19 protein-coding genes and 1 riboswitch are annotated in these 20,685 nt (G+C 69.8%); of the genes, 13 read left to right on the top strand and 6 right to left on the bottom strand.

Annotated elements, in window-relative coordinates:
• Positions 1-2 precede the first annotated feature (2 nt).
• The 9 genes from sdhA to QSV35_RS12980 all read left to right on the top strand — a co-directional run bounded on the left by sdhA (position 3) and on the right by QSV35_RS12980 (position 10,067).
• A complete protein-coding gene (gene sdhA, locus QSV35_RS13020; RefSeq protein WP_286289213.1) occupies positions 3-1,826 on the top strand; it encodes a succinate dehydrogenase flavoprotein subunit in 1,824 nt (607 codons plus the stop codon).
• The gene (locus tag QSV35_RS13015) at positions 1,826-2,602 is read left to right on the top strand and encodes a succinate dehydrogenase iron-sulfur subunit (RefSeq protein ID WP_286289212.1); all 777 of its coding nucleotides are present in this window, start codon (positions 1,826-1,828) and stop codon (positions 2,600-2,602) included. Before sdhA ends, QSV35_RS13015 begins: the two co-directional genes overlap by 1 nt.
• Before the next feature lie 35 nt (positions 2,603-2,637).
• The gene (locus QSV35_RS13010; protein ID WP_286289211.1) at positions 2,638-3,861 is read left to right on the top strand and encodes an MFS transporter; all 1,224 of its coding nucleotides are present in this window, start codon (positions 2,638-2,640) and stop codon (positions 3,859-3,861) included.
• A gap of 10 nt (positions 3,862-3,871) precedes the next feature.
• Positions 3,872-5,197, top strand: a complete 1,326-nt coding sequence (locus QSV35_RS13005; protein ID WP_286289210.1) for a YihY/virulence factor BrkB family protein — start codon at positions 3,872-3,874, stop codon at positions 5,195-5,197.
• 9 nt (positions 5,198-5,206) lie between these two features.
• Positions 5,207-6,619, top strand: a complete 1,413-nt coding sequence (locus QSV35_RS13000) for an LssY C-terminal domain-containing protein (RefSeq protein ID WP_286289209.1) — start codon at positions 5,207-5,209, stop codon at positions 6,617-6,619.
• A 10-nt stretch (positions 6,620-6,629) separates the two neighbouring features.
• Positions 6,630-7,487: an exodeoxyribonuclease III gene (locus QSV35_RS12995; RefSeq protein ID WP_286289208.1), complete on the top strand. Its 858-nt coding sequence runs from the start codon at positions 6,630-6,632 to the stop codon at positions 7,485-7,487.
• 9 nt (positions 7,488-7,496) lie between these two features.
• On the top strand, positions 7,497-8,501 hold the full coding sequence (trpS, locus tag QSV35_RS12990) for a tryptophan--tRNA ligase (RefSeq protein WP_286289207.1): 1,005 nt from the start codon (positions 7,497-7,499) through the stop codon (positions 8,499-8,501).
• A 172-nt stretch (positions 8,502-8,673) separates the two neighbouring features.
• Positions 8,674-9,534 (top strand): Fpg/Nei family DNA glycosylase, encoded by an 861-nt coding sequence (locus QSV35_RS12985; RefSeq protein WP_286289206.1) that lies wholly within the window; start codon positions 8,674-8,676, stop codon positions 9,532-9,534.
• A complete protein-coding gene (locus QSV35_RS12980; protein ID WP_286289205.1) occupies positions 9,531-10,067 on the top strand; it encodes a GNAT family N-acetyltransferase in 537 nt (178 codons plus the stop codon). The genes QSV35_RS12985 and QSV35_RS12980 overlap by 4 nt, the downstream gene beginning before the upstream one ends.
• Before the next feature lie 60 nt (positions 10,068-10,127).
• Here QSV35_RS12980 and glpK read toward each other — a convergent pair whose 3' ends face one another.
• Both glpK and QSV35_RS12970 read right to left on the bottom strand, forming a co-directional pair.
• Positions 10,128-11,624 carry a glycerol kinase GlpK gene (glpK, locus tag QSV35_RS12975; protein ID WP_286289204.1) on the bottom strand — a complete coding sequence of 499 codons (1,497 nt, stop codon included), beginning with the start codon at positions 11,622-11,624 and terminating at the stop codon, positions 10,128-10,130.
• Between the two features lie 173 nt (positions 11,625-11,797).
• Positions 11,798-13,564, bottom strand: a complete 1,767-nt coding sequence (locus QSV35_RS12970) for a glycerol-3-phosphate dehydrogenase/oxidase (RefSeq protein ID WP_286289203.1) — start codon at positions 13,562-13,564, stop codon at positions 11,798-11,800.
• A 117-nt stretch (positions 13,565-13,681) separates the two neighbouring features.
• Positions 13,682-13,822: riboswitch (FMN riboswitch) on the top strand.
• 63 nt (positions 13,823-13,885) lie between these two features.
• Here QSV35_RS12970 and ribD point away from each other — a divergent pair.
• Genes ribD through ribH form a run of 4 tightly spaced genes read left to right on the top strand, consistent with a single transcriptional unit; the run spans position 13,886 to position 17,290 of the window.
• Complete coding sequence (gene ribD, locus QSV35_RS12965) at positions 13,886-14,923, top strand: bifunctional diaminohydroxyphosphoribosylaminopyrimidine deaminase/5-amino-6-(5-phosphoribosylamino)uracil reductase RibD (protein ID WP_286289202.1); 1,038 nt, start codon at positions 13,886-13,888, stop codon at positions 14,921-14,923.
• Positions 14,923-15,543, top strand: coding sequence for a riboflavin synthase (locus QSV35_RS12960; RefSeq protein ID WP_286289201.1), 621 nt, complete (start codon positions 14,923-14,925; stop codon positions 15,541-15,543). Before ribD ends, QSV35_RS12960 begins: the two co-directional genes overlap by 1 nt.
• Complete coding sequence (gene ribA / locus QSV35_RS12955) at positions 15,540-16,820, top strand: GTP cyclohydrolase II (RefSeq protein ID WP_286289199.1); 1,281 nt, start codon at positions 15,540-15,542, stop codon at positions 16,818-16,820. The genes QSV35_RS12960 and ribA overlap by 4 nt, the downstream gene beginning before the upstream one ends.
• Positions 16,817-17,290 carry a 6,7-dimethyl-8-ribityllumazine synthase gene (gene ribH / locus QSV35_RS12950; protein ID WP_286289198.1) on the top strand — a complete coding sequence of 158 codons (474 nt, stop codon included), beginning with the start codon at positions 16,817-16,819 and terminating at the stop codon, positions 17,288-17,290. The genes ribA and ribH overlap by 4 nt, the downstream gene beginning before the upstream one ends.
• A 178-nt stretch (positions 17,291-17,468) precedes the next feature.
• On the opposite strand, the gene QSV35_RS12945 is transcribed toward ribH, so the two are convergent.
• The 4 genes from QSV35_RS12945 to QSV35_RS12930 all read right to left on the bottom strand — a co-directional run bounded on the left by QSV35_RS12945 (position 17,469) and on the right by QSV35_RS12930 (position 20,663).
• Complete coding sequence (locus QSV35_RS12945; RefSeq protein WP_286289197.1) at positions 17,469-17,918, bottom strand: DUF2269 family protein; 450 nt, start codon at positions 17,916-17,918, stop codon at positions 17,469-17,471.
• 68 nt (positions 17,919-17,986) lie between these two features.
• A complete protein-coding gene (locus tag QSV35_RS12940) occupies positions 17,987-18,832 on the bottom strand; it encodes an ABC transporter permease (RefSeq protein WP_286289196.1) in 846 nt (281 codons plus the stop codon).
• A complete protein-coding gene (locus QSV35_RS12935; RefSeq protein ID WP_286289195.1) occupies positions 18,829-19,725 on the bottom strand; it encodes an ABC transporter permease in 897 nt (298 codons plus the stop codon). Before QSV35_RS12935 ends, QSV35_RS12940 begins: the two co-directional genes overlap by 4 nt.
• Positions 19,722-20,663 (bottom strand): ABC transporter ATP-binding protein, encoded by a 942-nt coding sequence (locus QSV35_RS12930; RefSeq protein WP_286289194.1) that lies wholly within the window; start codon positions 20,661-20,663, stop codon positions 19,722-19,724. Before QSV35_RS12930 ends, QSV35_RS12935 begins: the two co-directional genes overlap by 4 nt.
• Positions 20,664-20,685: the final 22 nt, after the last annotated feature.

The raw sequence follows: 20,685 nt of genomic DNA, 5'->3' as shown, positions 1-20,685 counted from the left end.
ACGTGAGCACGCAGACCGCAGATTCCGTCGTCAAGGACGGCATCCACTACCACCAGTTCGACATCGTCATCGTGGGCGCCGGCGGCGCCGGGATGCGGGCGGCCATCGAGGCGGGCCCGGGCGCGAAGACGGCCGTCATCTCCAAGCTCTACCCCACGCGCTCGCACACCGGCGCGGCGCAGGGCGGCATGGCGGCGGCCCTCGCGAACGTCGAAGAGGACTCGTGGGAGTGGCACACGTTCGACACCGTCAAGGGCGGCGACTACCTCGTCGACCAGGATGCGGCGGAGATCCTGGCCAAGGAGGCCATCGACGCGGTCATCGACCTCGAGAACATGGGCCTGCCCTTCAACCGCACGCCGGAGGGCAAGATCGACCAGCGCCGCTTCGGCGGCCACACCGCCGACCACGGCAAGACGCCCGTGCGCCGCGCCTGTTACGCGGCCGACCGCACCGGCCACATGATCCTGCAGACGCTGTTCCAGAACTGCGTCAAGCTCGGCATCAACTTCTTCAACGAGTTCTACGTCCTCGACCTCATCACGGTCGGCGAGGGCAAGGACAAGCAGGTCGCCGGCGTCGTCGCGTACGAGCTCGCCACGGGCGACCTCCACGTCTTCCAGTCGAAGGCCGTCATCTTCGCGACCGGCGGCTTCGGCAAGATCTTCAAGACCACCTCGAACGCCCACACCCTCACCGGCGACGGCGTCGGCATCGTATGGCGCAAGGGCCTGCCGCTGGAGGACATGGAGTTCTTCCAGTTCCACCCGACGGGCCTTGCCGGCCTCGGCATCCTCCTCACCGAGGGCGCGCGCGGCGAGGGCGCGATCCTGCGCAACGCGAGCGGCGAGCGCTTCATGGAGCGCTACGCCCCCACCATCAAGGACCTGGCACCCCGCGACATCGTGAGCCGCTGCATGGTCCAGGAGGTCGCGGAGGGTCGCGGCGCCGGCCCGCACCGCGACTATGTGCTGCTCGACTGCACCCACCTGGGCGCCGAGGTCCTCGAGACGAAGCTCCCGGACATCACCGAGTTCGCCCGCACGTACCTGGGCGTCGACCCGGTCGTCGAACCGGTTCCGGTCATGCCGACCGCGCACTACGCGATGGGCGGCATCCCGACCAACAACAACGCCGAGGTGCTCTCGGACAACACGACGGTCGTCCCGGGCCTGTACGCCGCCGGCGAGTGCGCGTGCGTCTCGGTGCACGGCTCGAACCGCCTCGGCACCAACTCGCTCCTGGACATCAACGTCTTCGGCAAGCGCGCCGGCCGCAACGCGGTCGAGTACGTCAAGACCGCCGAGTTCGTGCCGCTGCCGGAGAACCCGGCGCAGGCCGTCCGCGACATGATCGAGGGCCTCCGCGGCAACGCCGGCACCGAGCGCATCGCGGTCCTGCGCAAGACCCTGCAGGACGAGATGGACCGCAAGGCACAGGTGTTCCGCACCGACGAGTCGCTCGGCGAGGTCCTCGAGACGATCGAAGAGCTGCGCGCCCGCTACAAGAACGTGCACGTCGACGACAAGGGCAAGCGGTACAACACCGACCTGCTCGAGGCCGTCGAGCTCGGGTTCCTGCTCGACCTCGCCGAGGTCGTCGTCTACGCCGCCCGCAACCGCAAGGAGAGCCGCGGCGGCCACATGCGCGACGACTTCCCGACGCGCGACGACGAGAACTACATGCAGCACACGATGGCGTACCTCACCGGCGACGCGCACTCGTCGGATGCCGGCGACCACATCACGCTGGACTTCAAGCCCGTCGTGTTCACGAAGAACGAGCGCGGCGAGTTGCGGTACCCGCCGCTGGAGAGGAAGTACTGATGTCGACTGCGATCGTCGAGCCCGGTGCCGTCGAGGCGCTGGATGAGGCCGGGGACACCGGCATCCAGTCCTTCCTCGTGACCTTCAACATCCGCCGCTTCAACCCGGAGGTGGACGAGGAGCCGCGCTGGGTGGACTACGACGTCGAGGTGTACTCGACCGACCGCGTCCTCGACGCCCTCCACAAGATCAAGTGGGAGGTCGACGGGTCGCTGACGTTCCGCCGCTCGTGCGCCCATGGCATCTGCGGCTCCGACGCCATGCGCATCAACGGCCGCAACCGCCTCGCCTGCAAGACGCTGATCAAGGACCTCGACATCTCGAAGCCGATCTACGTCGAGGCGATCAAGGGCCTGCCGCTGGAGAAGGACCTCGTCGTCGACATGGAGCCGTTCTTCGCCGCGTACCGCGAGGTGAAGCCGTTCCTCATCGCCGACTCGAAGCCCGAGGCCGGCAAGGAGCGCATCCAGTCGGTGGTCGAGCGCGAGCGCTTCGACGACACGACCAAGTGCATCCTCTGCGCCGCCTGCACGTCGTCCTGCCCGGTGTTCTGGACCGACGGCCAGTACTTCGGGCCCGCTGCGATCGTCAACGCGCACCGGTTCATCTTCGACTCGCGCGACGACGCGGGCGACGTGCGCCTCGACATCCTCAACGACAAGGAAGGCGTCTGGCGCTGCCGCACGACCTTCAACTGCACCGAGGCGTGCCCGCGCGGCATCGAGGTCACGAAGGCCATCGCGGAGGTCAAGCAGGCCGTCCTTCGCGGCGCCTGATATGTTCACCTCCTGACCTCCACAGAAGGAACCACATGACCACGTCGCAACGGAGCGACCGGGATCAGGACAGCGCGACGCGGACGCGGCGCGCCTCACGATTCGCCGTCACCACCGCCTACGCCGCCCAGGCCCTCGGGTACGCCGTACTCGTCACGTCGCTGCCCGCACTCGAGAAGCGCCAGCACATCGACGACCAGACGGTGTCGCTGATCATGCTGGGCGTGGCCGTCGTCGCCGCCCTCGGATCGGTGCTGGCCGACCTGATCTCGGTGCGCTGGGGCAGCCGCGCGGCGCTGGCGACCGGCCTCATCATCGAGGCCGCGATCCTCCCCGTGGTCGCCTTCCAGACGCCGTTGGCCGTGTTCATCGGAGCCCTCGCGATCTACGGCCTGGGACTGGGCTGCGTGGACGCGGCGTCCTCCATGCAGGGCGTGCTCGTCCAGCGGTCCTACGGCCGCCCGCTCATGGGCGGGTTCTTCGCCGGCTACACCGCCGCCGCGATCGTCGGCGCCCTGCTCGTGTCCGGGGTCGCGGCATCCGCCGCGGGCGCGGGGGTCGCCATCACCGTCGCCGCTGTCGTCTTCCTCGCGGTCGCGCTCGTCGGCATGCGACTGTTCGCGCGCGATGTGCCGGTGGACGAAGCGCTGCCGAAGGCCGAGCGGGGCAAGCTGCCGCGTGCCGGCATCTGGGCGTTCGGCCTCGTCATCCTCGCGGTGTTCGTCGTCGATTCGTCGGTCAGCACGTGGGGCACCGTCTACCTGCAGAACAACCTGAAGACACTCGCGTGGATCGCGCCGCTCGGGTACGCGGCCTACCAGGTCTGCATCCTCATCACGCGGCTCGTCACCGACCGCCTCATGCCGCGGATCGGGCGCGTGCGTCTCGTGCTGATCGCGACGCTCGTCTCCGCTGTCGGGTGCTTCCTCGTCGCGCTCCTCCCCTTCGAGATCGCCGCCATCGTGGGCTTCGCACTGGCCGGCGTCGCGACCGGTGTCCTCGTGCCGGTGACGTTCGGGGCGGCCGGCGAGCTCGATCCGGCGCACAGCGATCAGATCATCGCGCGGGTGAACATCTTCAACTACGCCGGCGTCATCGTCGGCGCCGTGCTGCTGGGTCTGCTCTCGGGCGGTCCGAACCTCGGCTTCGGCTTCCTGATCCCGGCCGTCGTGCTGCTCGCGGTGCTGTTCGTGCTCCGCTGGTTCCGCACCCGTCCGGCATCTCCCGCGGCGGCGGACACCGCATCCGTCACTCGATAATCTGGACCGCGTGAGCCGTCCCGATCCTGAAGCCGGCGGCGCCGAGTCCGCGAGCGCGCGGTCGTCGCGCAGCGCCGCGGCCAAGGCCGCGCGCGACGAACAGGATCTCCGGGACCGCTTCGAGGAGCGCCAGGAGACGCTGCGACAGCGGCTCGACGAGCCGATCGCGCGCGCGACGGCCATCACGCAGCGCACGCTCGCCTGGTTCCCGGTGCGGGTGTGGCGGAACTTCCTGCGGCACGACGGGTTCATCCTCGCGGCGGGCGTCAGCTACCAGTCGCTGTTCGCCGGCTTCGCCGGGATCTACGTCGCGTTCGCGATCGCCGGTCTGTGGCTCGGCGGGGATCCCGATGCGGTGCAGCAGCTGTCGAAGATCATCAACAACTACATCCCCGGCCTCATCGCCGAGACCGGCGGCGTCATCACCCCCGAGGCGGTGCAAGACATCGCGAGCAGGAACAGCGGCGCCCTCAGCATCACAGGACTCATCGCCCTCGGCACCTTCGTGTGGACAGCGATCAGCGCCATCTCCTACGCGCGGCGATCGGTGCGCGGCGTCTTCGGCATCCCTCCGGACCGCCGCAACTACTTCGCTCTGAAGGCCCTCGACCTCGTCGCCGCCATCGTCTTCGGCGTCGGGCTCCTCCTGGGCACGGTGCTCATCACCCTCGGCACGTGGGCGCTCCAGTTCGTGTTCGACCTGGTCGGGCTGGGGGCGAGCTCGAAGGCGTCGCTTCTGACCATCCGACTCGTGACCGTGCTCGCGGTGTACGTCGTGAACACGGCGCTTCTGGCGGGCCTGTTCCGCTTCCTCACCGGCACGAAGCTCACGTGGCAGCGCATCTTCCCGGGCGCCCTTCTCGGGGCGGGAGCGACAACGGTGCTGCAGCTCGGCTTCGGACTCTTCCTCAGCTACACGCCGTCCAATCCGCTTCTCGCCACATTCGCGGTCGCGATCGTGCTGCTCCTGTGGTTCCGGCTGATCGGGATCGTGCTCCTGGTCGCGGCATCCTGGATCGCCATCGCGGCGCGCGACCGCCATGTCGCCCTGCTGCCGGTCACCGAGGCCCAGCGCCTCGCGGAAGAGCACAAGGCGCTGTTGCTCGCGGCGCAGGTGCGGCTGCGGACCGCCGAGGAGGCGCAGGCCAGCGCGCCCTGGTATCGCCGGTGGAGCGCCGATCGCGCGGTGCAGGAGGCACGCAACGAGCTGCAGCAGGTGGAGGATGCCGCGCCTGAGCCGGCTCCGCACAAGGGCTTCTTCGCGGCCGCTCTGGATGGGAGCCACCCCGCGGCCTCGCCAGAGAATCACCCACCGGGCGCGTCCCACACGTCGTAGCATGGCGGCATGACCGCCGCGGGGGACGGACGGGACGACGCAGCCGGAGTCGACACCGGCGCCGTCGTCGAGCCGGGCAAGCGCCCGGCGCGAAGGCTGCATGTGCGCCGGGGCGAGATCGTCGACTTCGTCTACTTCCTGCTCGCGACGCTCGCCGCGATCTGGCTCGCGTGGCTGCTCGCGACCGAGAGCTTCGACGTCGGCTGGTTCTTCATCCTCTTCTTCATCCTGTTCTGGGGGCTGCTGGCCTACCTCGTGCTGCCGAGGCTGCACCGCATCCTCACCCGCATCTACGTGCCGAACTACTTCATCGGACGCGCACGCACGAGCGACGGACTCCTCGGAGACCCGATCAACCTCGCGGTCCTCGGCAGCCAGTCGCAGCTCCAGACCGCGATGGCGGATGCCGGATGGACCTTGGCCGACCCCGTCACGGGCCGCACCAGCTGGAAGATCGTCACGGCGACGGTCATGCGCCGCAGCTACGACGAGGCGCCGGTGAGCCCCCTCCTCCTCTTCAACCGCCAGCAGGACCTCGCGTACCAGCAGGAGGTCGCGGGCAACCCCGCCAAGCGCCACCACGTCCGGTTCTGGAAGTGCCCGGAGGGATGGCGGCTCCCCGGCGGCGGGGAGGCGGACTGGCTGGGGGCCGGAACGTTCGACCGGGCGGTCGGCTTCTCGCTGTTCACGCTGCAGGTGACCCACAAGATCGACGCCAACACCGACATCGAGCGCGACCACGTCGTCAGCTCGCTCGCCGGTGACAGCGGGACGGCACGGGTGGACGTCATCCGCGACTTCTCCACCGGATATCACGCGCGCAACGGGGGCGGAGACTCGATCGTCACCGACGGGCACCTCCCCGTCGTGGACCTCCGCGCGCTGCCGGCCCGTGCCGAGTTCGCCGCATCCGCCGACGTCGTGGAGGAGGCAGCCGACCGGCGGCCGGTCTCGATCACCCTCGGCGTCGCCCTGCTCGCCCTCCGCGCGATCGCGGGGATCGTCTTCGTCGTGAACACCGCGATGCACTGGACCTCCTTCGTGCACTCGCTCGAGGTCGACATCGAGGACATCGATCCCGCGACAACCGACGCGATCGTCCAGGCGATCGCGTTCTGGACCATGGTCGTCATCGCCGTCGGCATCATCGTGCAGCTGGCCGTCATCGTGCTCGTCTACCGCGGCAGCAACTGGGCGCGCATCCTCGCGATGACCATCAGCGCACTCGCCGTGATCGCCGCGGCCGTCGACTTCGCCAACGGCGGTCAGCAGGTGATCCTGCACACGAACATCCTCGGGCTGCCGCTGGACATCCTGGTGCTGCTCGCCCTCTCCTCCGCTCCGGCGAGCACATGGACGAGGCGCATCCGGTATCTGCGCCTGAGCCGCCCGAAGACTCGGGATGTCGGGAGGCGTCATTAGGCTCGGACGTATGCCCCGCCGCGTACGCATCGCCTCCATCAACGTCAACGGCATCCGCGCCGCGACCCGCAAGGGCATGATCGAGTGGCTCGATCTGGCCGATGTCGACATCATGGCGCTGCAGGAGGTGCGGGCCACCGCCGAGCAGCTCGCCGAGTCGCTGCCGGGGTGGCGCATCGTCGGCGACGAGGCTCTCGCGAAGGGCCGCGCCGGCGTCGCGATCGTCAGTCGTGACGAACCCGTCGACGTGCGCCGCGGGCTCGAGGGGCCGAAGCGGCTCGATGCGTCCGGCCGCTGGCTCGAGACCGACTTCGCGGTCGACGGTGAGACCGTCACCGTCGTGAGCGCGTATGTCCCCTCGGGCGAGGCCGAGACGCCCAAGCAGGAGCAGAAGTGGGACTTCCTGAACGCGATGGAGAAGCGGATGCGGCAGCTGCGCGCCGAAGCGCCGCTCGCTGTCGTCATGGGCGACCTCAACGTCGGGCACCGGGAACTCGACATCCGCAACTGGAAGGGCAACGTCAAGCGCGCCGGGTTCCTGCCGCGTGAGCGCGGCTACTTCGACCGCCTGTTCGGGGCGACCGGCACGATCGTGACCGGCGTCGACGGCTCGCGCGGCCGCGGTCAAGGCTGGATCGATGTCGGCCGCCGCTTCCACGGCGAGGTCGACGGGCCGTACACGTGGTGGTCGATGATGGGCCGTGCATTCGACAACGACACGGGGTGGCGCATCGACTACCACGTGGCCACTCCGGATCTCGCCGAGCGCGTGACCGACTACCGCATCGACCGCGCGCCGTCGTGGGACACCCGGTGGAGCGACCACGCGCCGGTCATCGCGGATTATTCGCTCGGAACGCCCGAATAGACTCGGACGGTGACGAAACCGCGCCTCTACTCCGGAATGCAGCCCTCGGCCGACTCCCTCCAGATCGGCAACTACATCGGGGCGCTCATGCAGTGGCGCGATCTTCAGGAGGCGTACGAGGCGTTCTTCTCCGTCGTCGACCTCCACGCGCTGACGCAGCCGAACGATCCGGCGGAGCTGCGGGCGAAGACCCGTCGCACCGCCGCGCAGTACATCGCCGCCGGCATCGAGCCGTCGAAGTCGACGCTGTACGTGCAGTCGCACGTGCCCGCGCACGCCGAGCTCGCGTGGATCCTCTCCACGATCACCGGCTTCGGCGAGGCCGGCCGCATGACGCAGTTCAAGGACAAGTCGCAGCGGTACGGGGCGGATGCCACATCCGTGGGCCTGTTCACGTACCCCGTCCTGATGGCCGCCGACATCCTGCTCTACCAGACCGACATCGTGCCGGTCGGCGACGACCAGAAGCAGCACGTCGAGCTGACCCGCGACCTCGCGGAGCGGTTCAACTCGCGGTACGGCGAGACGTTCCGCGTGCCGATGCCGGTGATCCAGCAGGAGACCGCGCGCATCTACGACCTCCAGAACCCGACCGCGAAGATGTCGAAGTCGGCGGAGTCGGATGCGGGTGTCCTGTGGCTGCTCGACGACCCTGCCGTCTCCGCGAAGAAGATCATGCGCGCCGTGACCGACAGCGAGGGCACCGTGCGTTACGACCGCGAGGCGAAGCCCGGGGTGTCGAACCTGCTCGTGATCTACGCGGCCCTCACCGGCCGCCAGATCCCTGCGATCGAGGACGAGTACGCCGGCCGCGGCTACGGGGACTTCAAGAAGGGACTCGCCGAGGTCGTCGTGAACGAATTCGGTCCCGTGCGTTCGCGGGCGCTCGAGCTGCTGGATGACCCGGCCGAGCTCGATCGGGTCCTCGCCGCGAACGCGGCGCGCGCGGAGGCCGTCGCCAACGCGACGCTCGACGACGTCTACGACCGGGCGGGGCTCCTCCGTCGCGTGTGAGACCAGTCCCGTCTCGGACCCCGCATCCGATCCACCACGAAACGGCCCGCCCTCCGAAGAGGACGGGCCGTTCCGGTTCAAGGGAGCCCCCCCTGGCGGAGAGCGCCTTGTCGATCCCGGCCAGCAGAGGTCCGCGCTCCACGACGTCGGCGGGGCGTGCCAGGATGGGCGCATGCCCGAGATGCCGGAGGTGCAGGGGCTCGTCGACTTCCTGGCGGGCCGAACGACCGGTCTGCGCATCACACGGGCCATGGTCGCGAACATCGCCGCACTGAAGACGTACGACCCGCCGATCGACAGCCTCAAGGACACCGAGATCACGGGCGTCTCGCGGCACGGCAAGTTCCTCGACGTCGCGACGACGGGGCCGCACCTCGTGTTCCACCTCGCGAAGGCCGGCTGGCTGCGGTGGTACGACCAGCTGCCGACGACGATCATCAAACCCGGCCGCACTCCCATCGCGCTGCGCGTCGCGCTGTCCGACGGCTCGGGGTTCGACCTCACCGAGGCGGGGACGAAGAAGTCCCTCGCCTTCTATGTCGTGCGCGAGGCATCCGATGTCCCAGGCGTGGCCCGGCTCGGCCCCGATCCGCTCGACCCGTCGTTCAGCAGCGACGTGCTCGCCGGGATGCTGGCGGGCCGCCGCACGCAGATCAAGGGCGTGCTGCGCGATCAGTCGATCATCGCGGGCATCGGCAACGCGTACTCCGATGAGATCCTGCACGCCGCGAAGATGTCGCCGTACGCATTGGCGTCCTCCCTCACCGAGGAGGACGTGGACCGGCTCTACGCGGCGACGATCGCGACGCTGACGGATGCGGTGGCCGAGGCCGCCGGCAAGCCCCCGGCGGACCTCAAGGACGCCAAGCGGCGAGGGATGCAGGTGCACGGCCGGCGCGGCGAGACCTGCCCGGTATGCGGCGACAGCGTGCGAAGCGTCTTCTTCGCGGACAACAGCCTCGAATACTGCGCGACGTGCCAGACCGGCGGGAAGATCCTCGCCGATCGGCGGCTGTCGAGGCTCCTGAAGTGATCGACCTGGAGACTCCGCGGCTGCTCCTGCGCCGCTTCGCCCTGGACGACGTCGACTTCGTGCTCGACATGTACTCGCGGTGGGAGGTGCAGCGCTACATCGGGCGCGTGCCGCGGGTGATGGCCTCCCGCGACGAGGCCGTCGAGCGGGTGGAGCGCTACGCGGCGTTCGCGGAGCCCGATCCGGACGGCATCTGGCTCATCGCCGACCGCACCACCGGTGAGCGCTTCGGGACTGCTCTCTTGAAGGGGCTCCCCGCATCCGGACCATCCGAACCGCTCGAGCCGTCGGGTGAGACCGAGATCGGCTGGCATCTGCATCCGGATGCGTGGGGCCGGGGCATCGCGAGCGAAGCCGCATCCCGCGTGCTCGAGTACGCGTTCGGCGCGGGGCTCGACCACGTGCTCGCCGTCACCAACCCCGACAACACCGCGTCCCAGGCCGTCGCACGGCGCATCGGCATGCGCGATCAGGGCCTGACCGACGCGTACTACAACGCGACCTGCGCCCTGTTCCGGGTGGACAGGGCCTGACCCTCACCGCGTTTCGACTCGCTTCGCTCGCTCAACGACCCGCGGGAGCGATGCGCGGACTCACTCGACCCAGTCGAGGGACTTCTGCACGGCCTTCTGCCATGTGCGGTAGCGCTCCTCGCGCTCCTCGGCGGGCATCGCGGGTTCGAACCGGCGATCCTCCTTCCAGTGGGCGCGCAGATCGTCGAAACCGCCCCACAGCCCCGTCGCGAGGCCGGCCGCGTACGCGGCGCCGAGGGCCGTCGTCTCCACGACCGTGGGACGGACGACCGGGATGCCGAGGATGTCGGCCTGGAACTGCACAAGCAGGTCGTTGTGCGTCATCCCGCCGTCGACGCGGAGCTCCGCGAGCTCGCGTCCCGTGTCCGCGATGACCGCACCGAGCACGTCGCGTGTCTGGAACGCCGTCGACTCGAGCGCGGCGCGCGCGATGTGCGCCTTGGTGACGTAACGCGTGAGACCCACGAGGGCGCCGCGCGCGTCGGGGCGCCAATACGGGGCGAACAGGCCGGAGAACGCCGGGACGAAGTACGCGCCTCCGTTGTCCTCGACCGTCTCGGCGAGCGTCTGCACCTCCTGCGACGTCTGGATGATGCCGAGGTTGTCGCGCAGCCACTGCACGAGCGAGCCCGTCACGGCGATCGACCCCTCGAGCGCGTAGACCGCAGCATCCGTCCCGCACCGATATGCAACCGTCGAGATGAGTCCGTGCGTCGACCGGACGATCTCGGTGCCGGTGTTCACGAGGAGGAAGTTGCCGGTGCCGTACGTGTTCTTCGTCTGCCCGGCGTCGAACGCGGCTTGCCCGAACGCGGCGGCCTGCTGGTCTCCGAGGATGCCGGCGACGGGGACTCCCGCGACGACCGGCGGCAGCTGTGCATGGCCGACCACCTCGGACGACGAGCGGATGGCGGGGAGCATCGCACGCGGGATGCCCCAGATCGCGAGCATCTCGTCGGACCAGTCGAGGGTCACGAGATCCATGAGCAGCGTGCGGCTCGCGTTCGTGACGTCGGTGACGTGCTCCCCGCCCGACGGGCCGCCCGTGAGGTTCCACACGATCCACGTGTCGGGGGTGCCGAACAGGATGTCGCCCGCCTCGGCGGCCTCGCGAGCGCCGGGGACGTTCTCGAGGATCCACGCGAGCTTCGACGCCGAGAAGTACGACGTGAGCGGGAGACCCGTCACCTCGGTGATGCGCGGCGCATGCCCGGCGAGGGCGTCGAGGCGCTCCTGCGTGCGCGTGTCCTGCCACACGACCGCGTTGTAGACGGGTCGGCCGGTGCGGCGGTCCCACACGACGGCGGTCTCGCGCTGGTTCGTGACGCCGATGCCCGAGATGTCGGCCGCATTGAGCTTGGCCCGCGAGAGCGCGTGCGCGACGACCCACTGCGTGTTGGTCCACACCTCGACGGGGTCGTGCTCCACCCATCCTGCGTGCGGGAAGATCTGCGCGTGCTCCCGCTGCGCCGTCGAGACGATCTCCCCCTGTCGGTCGAAGACGATCGCCCGCGTGGACGTCGTTCCGTGATCGATCGCCATCACATGCTCGGCCACTGTGCCCCCTTGAATGGATGCCGCATCCCCGCGGTCCCGTCAGGCTATCGGGTACGCGCGCCTCGTCTGGCGAGGAGTGCAGCCACGACCCGCATCAGTCCCGCGGCTCCTTGAGCGAGGGAGCGCCGGCGACCGAGACGAAACGCAGTGACGTCCCGAGATCGGCTCGCCGCTCAGCGACCCGCGGGATGGGACCGCGGCACCTCGGGGATGACGTCCGGCGCGGGGGCGGGGACGAACGCGTGGACCTTTGCGAGACCCCGTTCGACCTCGTGTGAGATGCGCGCCGCATCCCATCCGAGCACGGGGGCGATCGCCTCCGCGATCTCCCGTGCCGCCTCGGGCGACGCGCCCCCCGTGAAGGCGAGGCTCGTGCGGCGCATGAGGACGTCGTCCAGGTGCATGACCTGCTCGGTGCGCGCGAGGTGGCGCAGCTCGCCGGTCGAGTAGGCGGGGGCCGCGACGAGAGGTGCATCGGCCGCGTCGGCGGCGATCGCCGCGATGACGTCGGCGGCGACGGTGCCGTAGCGGTCGAGCAGCACCGACGCGCGTGCGGCGGGAACGGCCGGGTGGCCGGCGATCCACTGCCGGCGCGTGCGCTCGGTCGTCGGATACCCGCGCCCTCCGCCGATCGGCAGGCCCTTCGTGGACCGCAGCCGCGGCAGCGTGAGGACCGCGAGCACGCGGTCGGCGAGATGCTCCGCCGATGCGCGGAAGGTCGTCCACTTTCCGCCCACGAGACTCAGGACCGTCGTGTCCTCCGCCCCCGAGAGCGGCGCCTGCTCGATGCGGTAGTCGCGCGAGACGAAGCCCGGTGACACGTCGTCGTGGCGCGGCAGCGGGCGCACGCCGGCGAACCGGTACACGATCTCGGAGCGGTCGACGGGGATGCCGGGAAGCACGTGGGAGATGAGGTCGAGGAAGTAGTCGACCTCATCCTCGGTGCACACGATCGGGTCAGCCATGTCGTGGTCGAGATCGGTCGTGCCGACGAGCACGCGGCCCTTCAGCGGATAGATGAGCACGATGCGACCGTCGGAGTGCTCGAAGAACAGCTCGCGCCCGCCGGTCGCCGCGAGGAGCCGCGGGTGGTGGAGGACGATGTGCGAGCCCTTCGTGCCACCCATGAAGCGCGACGGCGAGCCGAGAACGTCGTTCGTGAGGTCGGTCCACGGGCCCGACGCGTTGACGACGACGGATGCCGCGAAGCCGGTCTCCTCCCCCGTCTCGGCGTCGCGCAGGATCACCTTGCCGTCCTTCACGGAGACGGCTGAGGTGTAGTTCGCGGCGCGGGCACGGGAGCCGGTCTGCGAACGTGCGCCGGCGGTGACGCCGTCGCGGAGAAGGTCGAGCGCGAGTCGCTCCGGGTCATGGAGGGAGGCGTCCCAGTAGGTCGCCGTGTACTTCACGTCGGGGTTCAGCTCGGGGAGCGTGCGCAGCGACCGGGTACGGCCGTGGAACGCGTGCCGCGGGACGACGCCGGTCGGGCGCACGATGCCGCCGCGCGAGAAGGAGTCGTAGATCACGAGGCCGATCTTGATGAGGATCGCGCCACGCTCCGCGGGCTTTCCGGCGCCGTGGCGCAGGAACCGCAGCGGGGCGCCGACGATGCCGGAGAACGTCGAGAAGATGGGGATCGTCGTCTGGAGCGGACGCACGAAGTGCGGGGCGGTCCGCAGCAGCGCGTTGCGCTCGGTGACCGCCTCGTGGACGAGCCGGAACTCGCCGTTCTCGAGGTACCGGATGCCGCCGTGGATCATGTGCGACGAGGCCGCGGATGCGCCGCTGACGAAGTCGGCGCGCTCGACGAGTGCGACGTCGACGCCCTGCAGCGCCAGATCGCGGAAGGCCGCGATCCCGTTGACGCCGCCGCCGACGATCAGGACGTCGGCATATGGACGCGCAGCCAGCGCCTCGAACCCGGTCTGATCCCCAGACATCCGCTCCCCCTTCGCCCACCTCCAGGCTACGGCGACGCGGGGACATCTCCGGCCGTTCGGGCCGACACGGAATGAAACCGTGTCTCACACGATTACTAGACTCGGAGCAGAACAAACAACGTGCTCCGGGGTCGGTGAGAATCCGAACCGGCGGTGACAGTCCGCGAACCCCCGCATGCGGGGGCCGACCCGGTGGAATTCCGGGACCGACGGTGATGCGAGGCGAGCTTCGCGAGTCCGGATGGAAGGCAGCACGACGGTGACATCGCCAGACGTCGCAGTGCCGTCCATCGACCCCGGATCAACAGGACAGGACGATGGATGACGGGTGCCGACGCCATGACGGCCGCGATGCGGCGCGCGCTCGAGCTCGCCTTGCGCGGGCCCCGCGGCGTGAACCCGCAGGTGGGCGCCGTCATCCTCTCTCCCGACGGCGAGGTCCTCGCCGAGGGCTGGCACCGCGGTGCGGGAACTCCCCACGCGGAGGTCGACGCGCTGTCCCGGCTCGCCCCCGGCGCAGCCCGCGGAGCCACCGCGGTCGTCACACTCGAGCCGTGCAACCACACGGGCCGCACCGGACCCTGTTCCGTGGCTCTCATCGAGGCTGGTGTCGCGCGGGTCGTGTATGCGATCGCCGATCCGGGCGTCCGCTCCTCCGGCGGCGCTGAGCGCATGCGCGCCGCGGGGCTGGATGTGAAGGCCGGGCTCCTCGCCGACGACGCCACCGCGCTCCTCCATTCCTGGCTCGAGGTGCAGCGGCTCGGGCGCCCGCACGTCACCGTGAAGTGGGCGCAGAGCCTGGACGGCCGCGCCGCCGCGGCCGATGGCACGAGCCAGTGGATCACCGGTCCCGCCGCGCGCACGGATGTGCACCGCCGGCGCGCCCTCGCCGATGCGATCGTCGTCGGCACCGGCACGGTGCTCGCCGACGATCCGGCGCTCACCGCGCGCGGCGACGACGGGGCGCTCGTGCCGGACCAGCCGGTGCCGGTCGTCATCGGGTCGCGCGCGACGCCTGTGGATGCGGCCGTCCGCCGTCACCCGCACGAGCCGCTCTTCTTCGACGGCCCCGACCTCGTGGCCGTGCTCGCTGACCTGCGGGAGCGCGGCATCCAGCGTGTGTTCGTCGAGGGCGGGCCCGCGCTCGCTTCCTCGTTCCTGCGCGCCGGACTCGCCGACGAGGTGCTCGCGTACATCGCGCCGGTGCTGCTGGGCGGGTCGCGCCTCGCCGTCGGCGACATCGGCGTCGACACGATCGGAGATGCGGCGCGTCTGACGGTGGCGTCCGTCGCCCGCCTCGGCGATGACCTGCTGGTCGTCGCGACCCCCTCGCCCACGGCACAGGAAGGAGCCGCGTGATGTTCACCGGAATCGTGGAGGAGATCGGCCGGGTGACGGCCGTCGCACCCTCCGGCGACGGCGTTCGGATCACCGTCGAGGCGCCGACCGCCGTCTCGGACGCCGGCCACGGCGACTCGATCTCGGTGAGCGGCGTGTGTCTCACCGTCGTCGATCAGGGTCCCGACTGGTTCACCGCCGATGTGATGAAGCAGACGCTCGACATGTCGACGCTCGACGGCGTCGGAGCCGGTCGGCGCGTCAACATCGAGCGCGCCACCGCCGCGCACGGGCGGCTCGGCGGACACATCGTCCAGGGCCACATCGACGGCACCGGCGAGATCGTCGAGGTGCGGCCGGGCGCGCAGTGGCGCGTCATCCGCATCGCCCTCCCCCGCCACCTCTCCCCGCTCGTCGTCGACAAGGGCTCGATCGCCGTCGACGGCGTCTCGCTCACGGTCAGCGGCGTCAGCGCCGCGGATGCAGCCGACCAGTGGTTCGAGGTGTCTCTCATCCCGGAGACCCTCACGGCCACGACGCTCGGCGAACGCGGCCCCGGCGAGCGCGTCAATCTCGAGACCGACATCCTGGCGCGCCACGTCCAAAGACTTCTTTCTTTCACGGAAGGAGGCTCACAATGAGCCTTGCCACCATCCCCGACGCCTTGGAGGCGCTGCGCGCCGGGCGTCCCGTCATCGTCGCGGACGATGAGAACCGCGAGAACGAGGGCGACGTCGTGCTGTCCGCCGAGCTCGCCACCGCCGAGTGGATCGCATGGGCGGTCCGCCACTCGAGCGGATTCCTGTGCGCGCCGATGCCCGCCGACTGGGCGGATCGCCTCGACCTCCCGCCCATGGTGGCGGTCAACGAGGACGCGCGCGGCACGGCGTACACCGTGAGCGTCGACGCGGCCGAGGGCGTCACGACGGGCATCAGCGCCGCCGACCGCGCCCACACGCTCAACGTGCTGGCGAATCCGGCGTCGACGCCGACATCCGTCATCCGCCCGGGCCACGTCCTGCCGCTGCGAGCGGTGGACGGCGGCGTGCGCGAGCGCGGCGGCCACACCGAGGCGACCGTCGAGCTCATGCGCCTCGCGGGCCTGCAGCCGGTCGGCGTGATCGGCGAGCTCGTGGCCGAGGACGGATCGATGATGCGACTGCCGGGGCTTCTCGAGCTCGGCGAGAGCGACGGCGTGCCGGTCATCACGATCGAGCAGCTCGTCGACTACCTCGACGAGCACGTGCCGTGCGACCCGTCGAAGCGCAGCGAGCACAAGCGCCGGGTGAGCCTGCGCGCCGAGGCGCACGTCCCGACCTCGCACGGGTCGTTCCGCTTCCTCGCCTACAAGGACCGGGTGACCGGAACCGACCACGTCGCGGTCGTCTCCGGCGAGCTGAAGGGCATGGATGCGCCGCTCGTTCGCGTGCATTCGGAGTGCCTGACCGGCGAGGCGTTCGGCTCGCTCAAGTGCGAGTGCGGCCCGCAGCTGGAGGCCGCCCTCGACGTCATCGAGCAGGACGGCGGCGTCGTCATCTACATGCGCGGGCACGAGGGCCGCGGCATCGGCCTCATCAACAAGCTGCGCGCCTACAGCCTGCAGGAGCGCGGCCTCGACACGGTCGATGCGAACCTCGCGCTCGGCCTTCCGGCCGATGCCCGCGACTACGCGGCGGCGGCCGGCATCCTCGCCGACCTCGGCGTCGAGAAGGTGCGTCTCCTCACGAACAACACGGACAAGGTCAACCAGCTCCGCGAGCTCGGACTCGAGATCGTCGAGCAGGTTCCGCTACTGGTCGGCATCGGCCCGAACAACCACCAGTACCTCGCGACCAAGCGCGACCGGATGGGGCACATCATCGCCGACGAGGACTTCGAAGAGGCCCTGGCCGCCATGCACGAGGGAGCCGAGAAGTGAGCGGACACGGCGCACCCGAGGCTGCTCCGATCGACGCGGCGGGCCTGTCGGTCGTCATCGTCGCCGGGACGTGGCACGACACGATCACGGACGGCATGATCGCCGGCGCGCAGCGCGTGCTCGACGCCTCCGGCGCGACGTCGCGCCTCGTGCGCGTGGCCGGGTCGTTCGAGCTGCCCGTCGTCGCGAAGGCGGCGCTCGATGCCGGCGCGGACGCCGTCGTGGCGCTCGGGGTCATCATCCGCGGAGGGACGCCCCACTTCGACTTCGTGTCGTCCGCCGCCACGGACGGACTCACGCGCGTCGCGCTCGACACCGGCAAGCCCGTCGGCTTCGGCGTTCTCACGCTGGACGACGAGCAGCAGGGCCTCGACCGGGCGGGTCTCCCCGGCTCCAAGGAGGACAAGGGCGCCGAAGCGGCGGATGCGGCGCTGCGCACCGCGCTGACCCTCCGGGAGCTGCGCGGCTGAGCCGCATCCCTGCACCTCGGCGCAGGGCCCGCGGCATCCTCCCAGCCCCCTCCTCACGAGAACAGGCGTTTCGGCGAGGACAGGTCGATTCCGTGCAGAATCTCCTGTCGTCGCTGAAACGCCTGTTCTGGTGAGCGAGCGGGCGCGGACCCGGGGCCGGGTTACGGCTCGCGGAGGGCTACGGCTTCCAGATCATCAGGATGACGACGACCACGAGCAGCAGCGACGCGATGCCGTTGCTCGCCGCGATCGCACCGTAGCCGGCGGGCTTCGCGGGCGCCGAGCCCTCGGGCGTCGCGGCCATCGCCTCGGACGCCTTGCGCATCTGCGGCACCACGATGAACGCGTTCAGCACGAACGCGACGACGTAGAGGATCGCCGACCAGAGGATCCACGGGGTCGTGAACGACAGGTGGAACTGCTTGGGCGCCATCGACATCGCGCCGAAGCCGAACACGAACGTGAGCAGCGACAGCCAGGTGAACAGCATCGTCGAGGTCGCGAGCGTCTTCACCTGCGCGGCGTTGCCGGCGCGGAGGGCGCGCAGGCCCGTCATGGGGATGATCGCCATCGGGCCGACGATGAACACCGCGGTGCCCACGTGGAGGATCGTGATGAGAGTGTCCATGCCCCCAACCCTACGCCTTTTCGGGCCAACCTTTCGACATCCTGAAGGTCGCCCCCGGTCGAGGAGGCTCAGTCGAGGAAGAGCGCGCGCAGGCGCTTCGTCGTGAAGACGAGGCCGACGCCGATCATCACGACGAAGTACAGGATGTGCCACACCATCGCGGTCGAATAGACCCCCGTCGTCAGCGACCGGATCAACTCGACCCCGTGCCACAGCGGGAACGCCATGATCACGGACTGGATCCACTGCGGATAGATCGAGATCGGATAGAGCGTCGCCGAGAACAGGAACATCGGGAGCAGGACGATGTTGATCCAGTCCATGTGCTGGAACGTCTTCATGTAGCTCGTGACGGCCATGCCGAGACTTGCGAAGCCGAAGGCGATCAGGAGCACCGCAGGAAGGGCGAGGATCGCCGTCGGCGCCAGATTCAGACCGGCGATCTGCATGATGACCATGAACCCGCACGCGTACAGGAGCCCGCGCAGCAGCGCATAGAGGATCTCGCCGAGGGCGACGTCGAGCGGCCCGAGCGATGTCGCGAGCATGCCCTCGTAGAGCTTGCCGTAGTTGAGCTTGAAGAAGACGTTCCACGTCGAGTCGTAGATCGCGCCGTTCATGGCGGACACCGCGAGGAGCGCCGGCGCGATGTATGCCGCGTACGGCACCGAGACGGTCGACGACACCTGGACGTCGCCGACGAGCTTGCCGAGCCCGAGACCCATCGACAGCAGGTAGAACACCGGCTCGAAGAAGCCCGAGAGGATGACGACCCAGCTCGACGAGCGCGCCGCGATGAGCCCGCGCTGCACGACCGCCCACGGGTTGCCCGCCCACAGCGCGCGCACCCCGCCACGGCGCGTCTCCGCCGGCTCGACGGGCTCCCCGACCGAAGGGGTGGTCGTGGCGCTCATTTCGCGAGCCTCCGGGTGAAGATGCGGCGTGCGGCGACATAGCCGCCGACGGCGAGCACGAGCAGATACGAGAGATGGATGACGAGCGCGCCCACGTCGACCGGACCGCCGAACGTCGCCATGCGACCGAGCTCTGTGGCGTGCCACAGCGGCGAGATCCAGCCGATCCACTGCAGCCACAGGGGCAGCGTCGCAAGCGGGTAGAACGTGCCCGAGAACAGGAACATCGGCATGAAGATGAAGCGCTGGACGAGCGCGAACTGGCCCCTGTCGTCCTCGAGGGATGCGGCGTAGGCCATGAGCGGCATGCCGAACGAGAGGCCGGCGAGCACGCCCACGGGCACCGCCATCCAGCCGGTCGCCGGCGACGGCACCGTCTCCACGGGGAACACCGCGCCAAAAGCCCAGATGAACAGGTAGTACGCGGCGCCCGCGAACAGCATGCGCGCGCTCGCCGCGATCGTGACGGCGTTCGCGACCTGCGGGGACGACAGGGCGGACGCGTTGAACCCGTAGAAGTGGCGCCGCCATTTGAAGCCCGCCATGACGGGATAGGTGAACTCCTCGGACGCCACGGCGATCGTCGCCGTCATGAGGAGCGCGGGCGCGACGAAGACCAGGTACGGCACGGTGCGGCCGTCCCCGACCGGGATCGGCTGCTGGATGAGGGCGGCGAGACCGACGGCGAGACCGAAGAGGTACACCAACGGCTGCCCGAGGGCGCCGACGACGATCGTCCAGCCGTAGGCGCGCATGGCGCGCAGCATGTGCTCGGTCGCGTACCACGAGCCGAACCGGCGCGGCTTGCGCCCACCGGCGATCGCTTCTGCGCGCAGCTCGTCCAGCGTCGGCATCGCCGTCACGACGCCGCCCGGCTCTTCGGGAGGGGTCATTCGATCAGCGACCTTCCCGTGAGGCGCAGGAACACGTCCTCGAGCGACGAGCGGCGCACCAGGCTCGTCAGGGGCTCGAGCCCTGCGTCGGCGATGCGGGCGAGGACGCCCTCGCCGTCGTGCGCATAGACGAGGATGCGGTCGGGCAGCACCTCGACCCGGTCGCCGAAGCCGGCCAGCTGCGCCGCGATGCGCTCGTTGTGCTGCGAGCCGAAGCGCACCTCGGCGACTTCGCGGCTCGAGTGCTGGCGGATCAGGGTTGCCGGAGTCCCCTCGGCCATGATGCGGCCCTTGTCGACCACGATGAGCCGATCGCACAGCTGCTCGGCCTCGTCCATGTAGTGGGTCGTCAGCACGAGCGTCGTGCCGCGCTCCTTGAGACGGAAGAGCCGATCCCACAGGACGTGCCGCGCCTGGGGGTCGAGTCCGGTCGTGGGCTCGTCGAGGAGCAGGATGCGGGGGTCGTTGATGAGCCCGCGGGCGATCGTCAGGCGGCGCTTCATCCCACCGGACAGCTGGTCGACCTTGTGCGTCGCGCGGTCTTCGAGCTGGGCGAACGCCAGCAGCTCCTCCGCCTTCTGCTTGCACTCCTTACCGGGCATGCCGAAATAGCGCCCGTAGACGTAGAGGTTCTCTCGCGCGTTGAGCTCGCCGTCGAGGTTGTCCTGCTGCGGGACCACACCGAGGCGCGAGCGGATCTCCGGGCCGTAGCGGTCGGGGTCGAGACCGAGGATGCTGAGGTCGCCGGACGTGCGGGTGGAGACCGCGCCGACCATCTTCATGGTCGTGGATTTGCCCGCGCCGTTGGGTCCGAGCAGACCGAACGACTCGCCGGGCGCGACCTCGAAGCTCAGCCCGTCGACGGCGACGAAGTCGGGGCGGCCTTTGGCGCGATACGCCTTGACGAGGTTCTCTGCACGGATGACGGGCTCAGGCACCCGTCGAGCCTAGCGAGGGCCG

It is taken from the genome of Microbacterium candidum (assembly GCF_030315975.1).
GTDB classification, from domain to species: domain Bacteria; phylum Actinomycetota; class Actinomycetes; order Actinomycetales; family Microbacteriaceae; genus Microbacterium; species Microbacterium candidum.
Note: the sequence above shows the minus strand (reverse complement) of the source record. Positions and strands in the feature narration are given on the sequence as shown.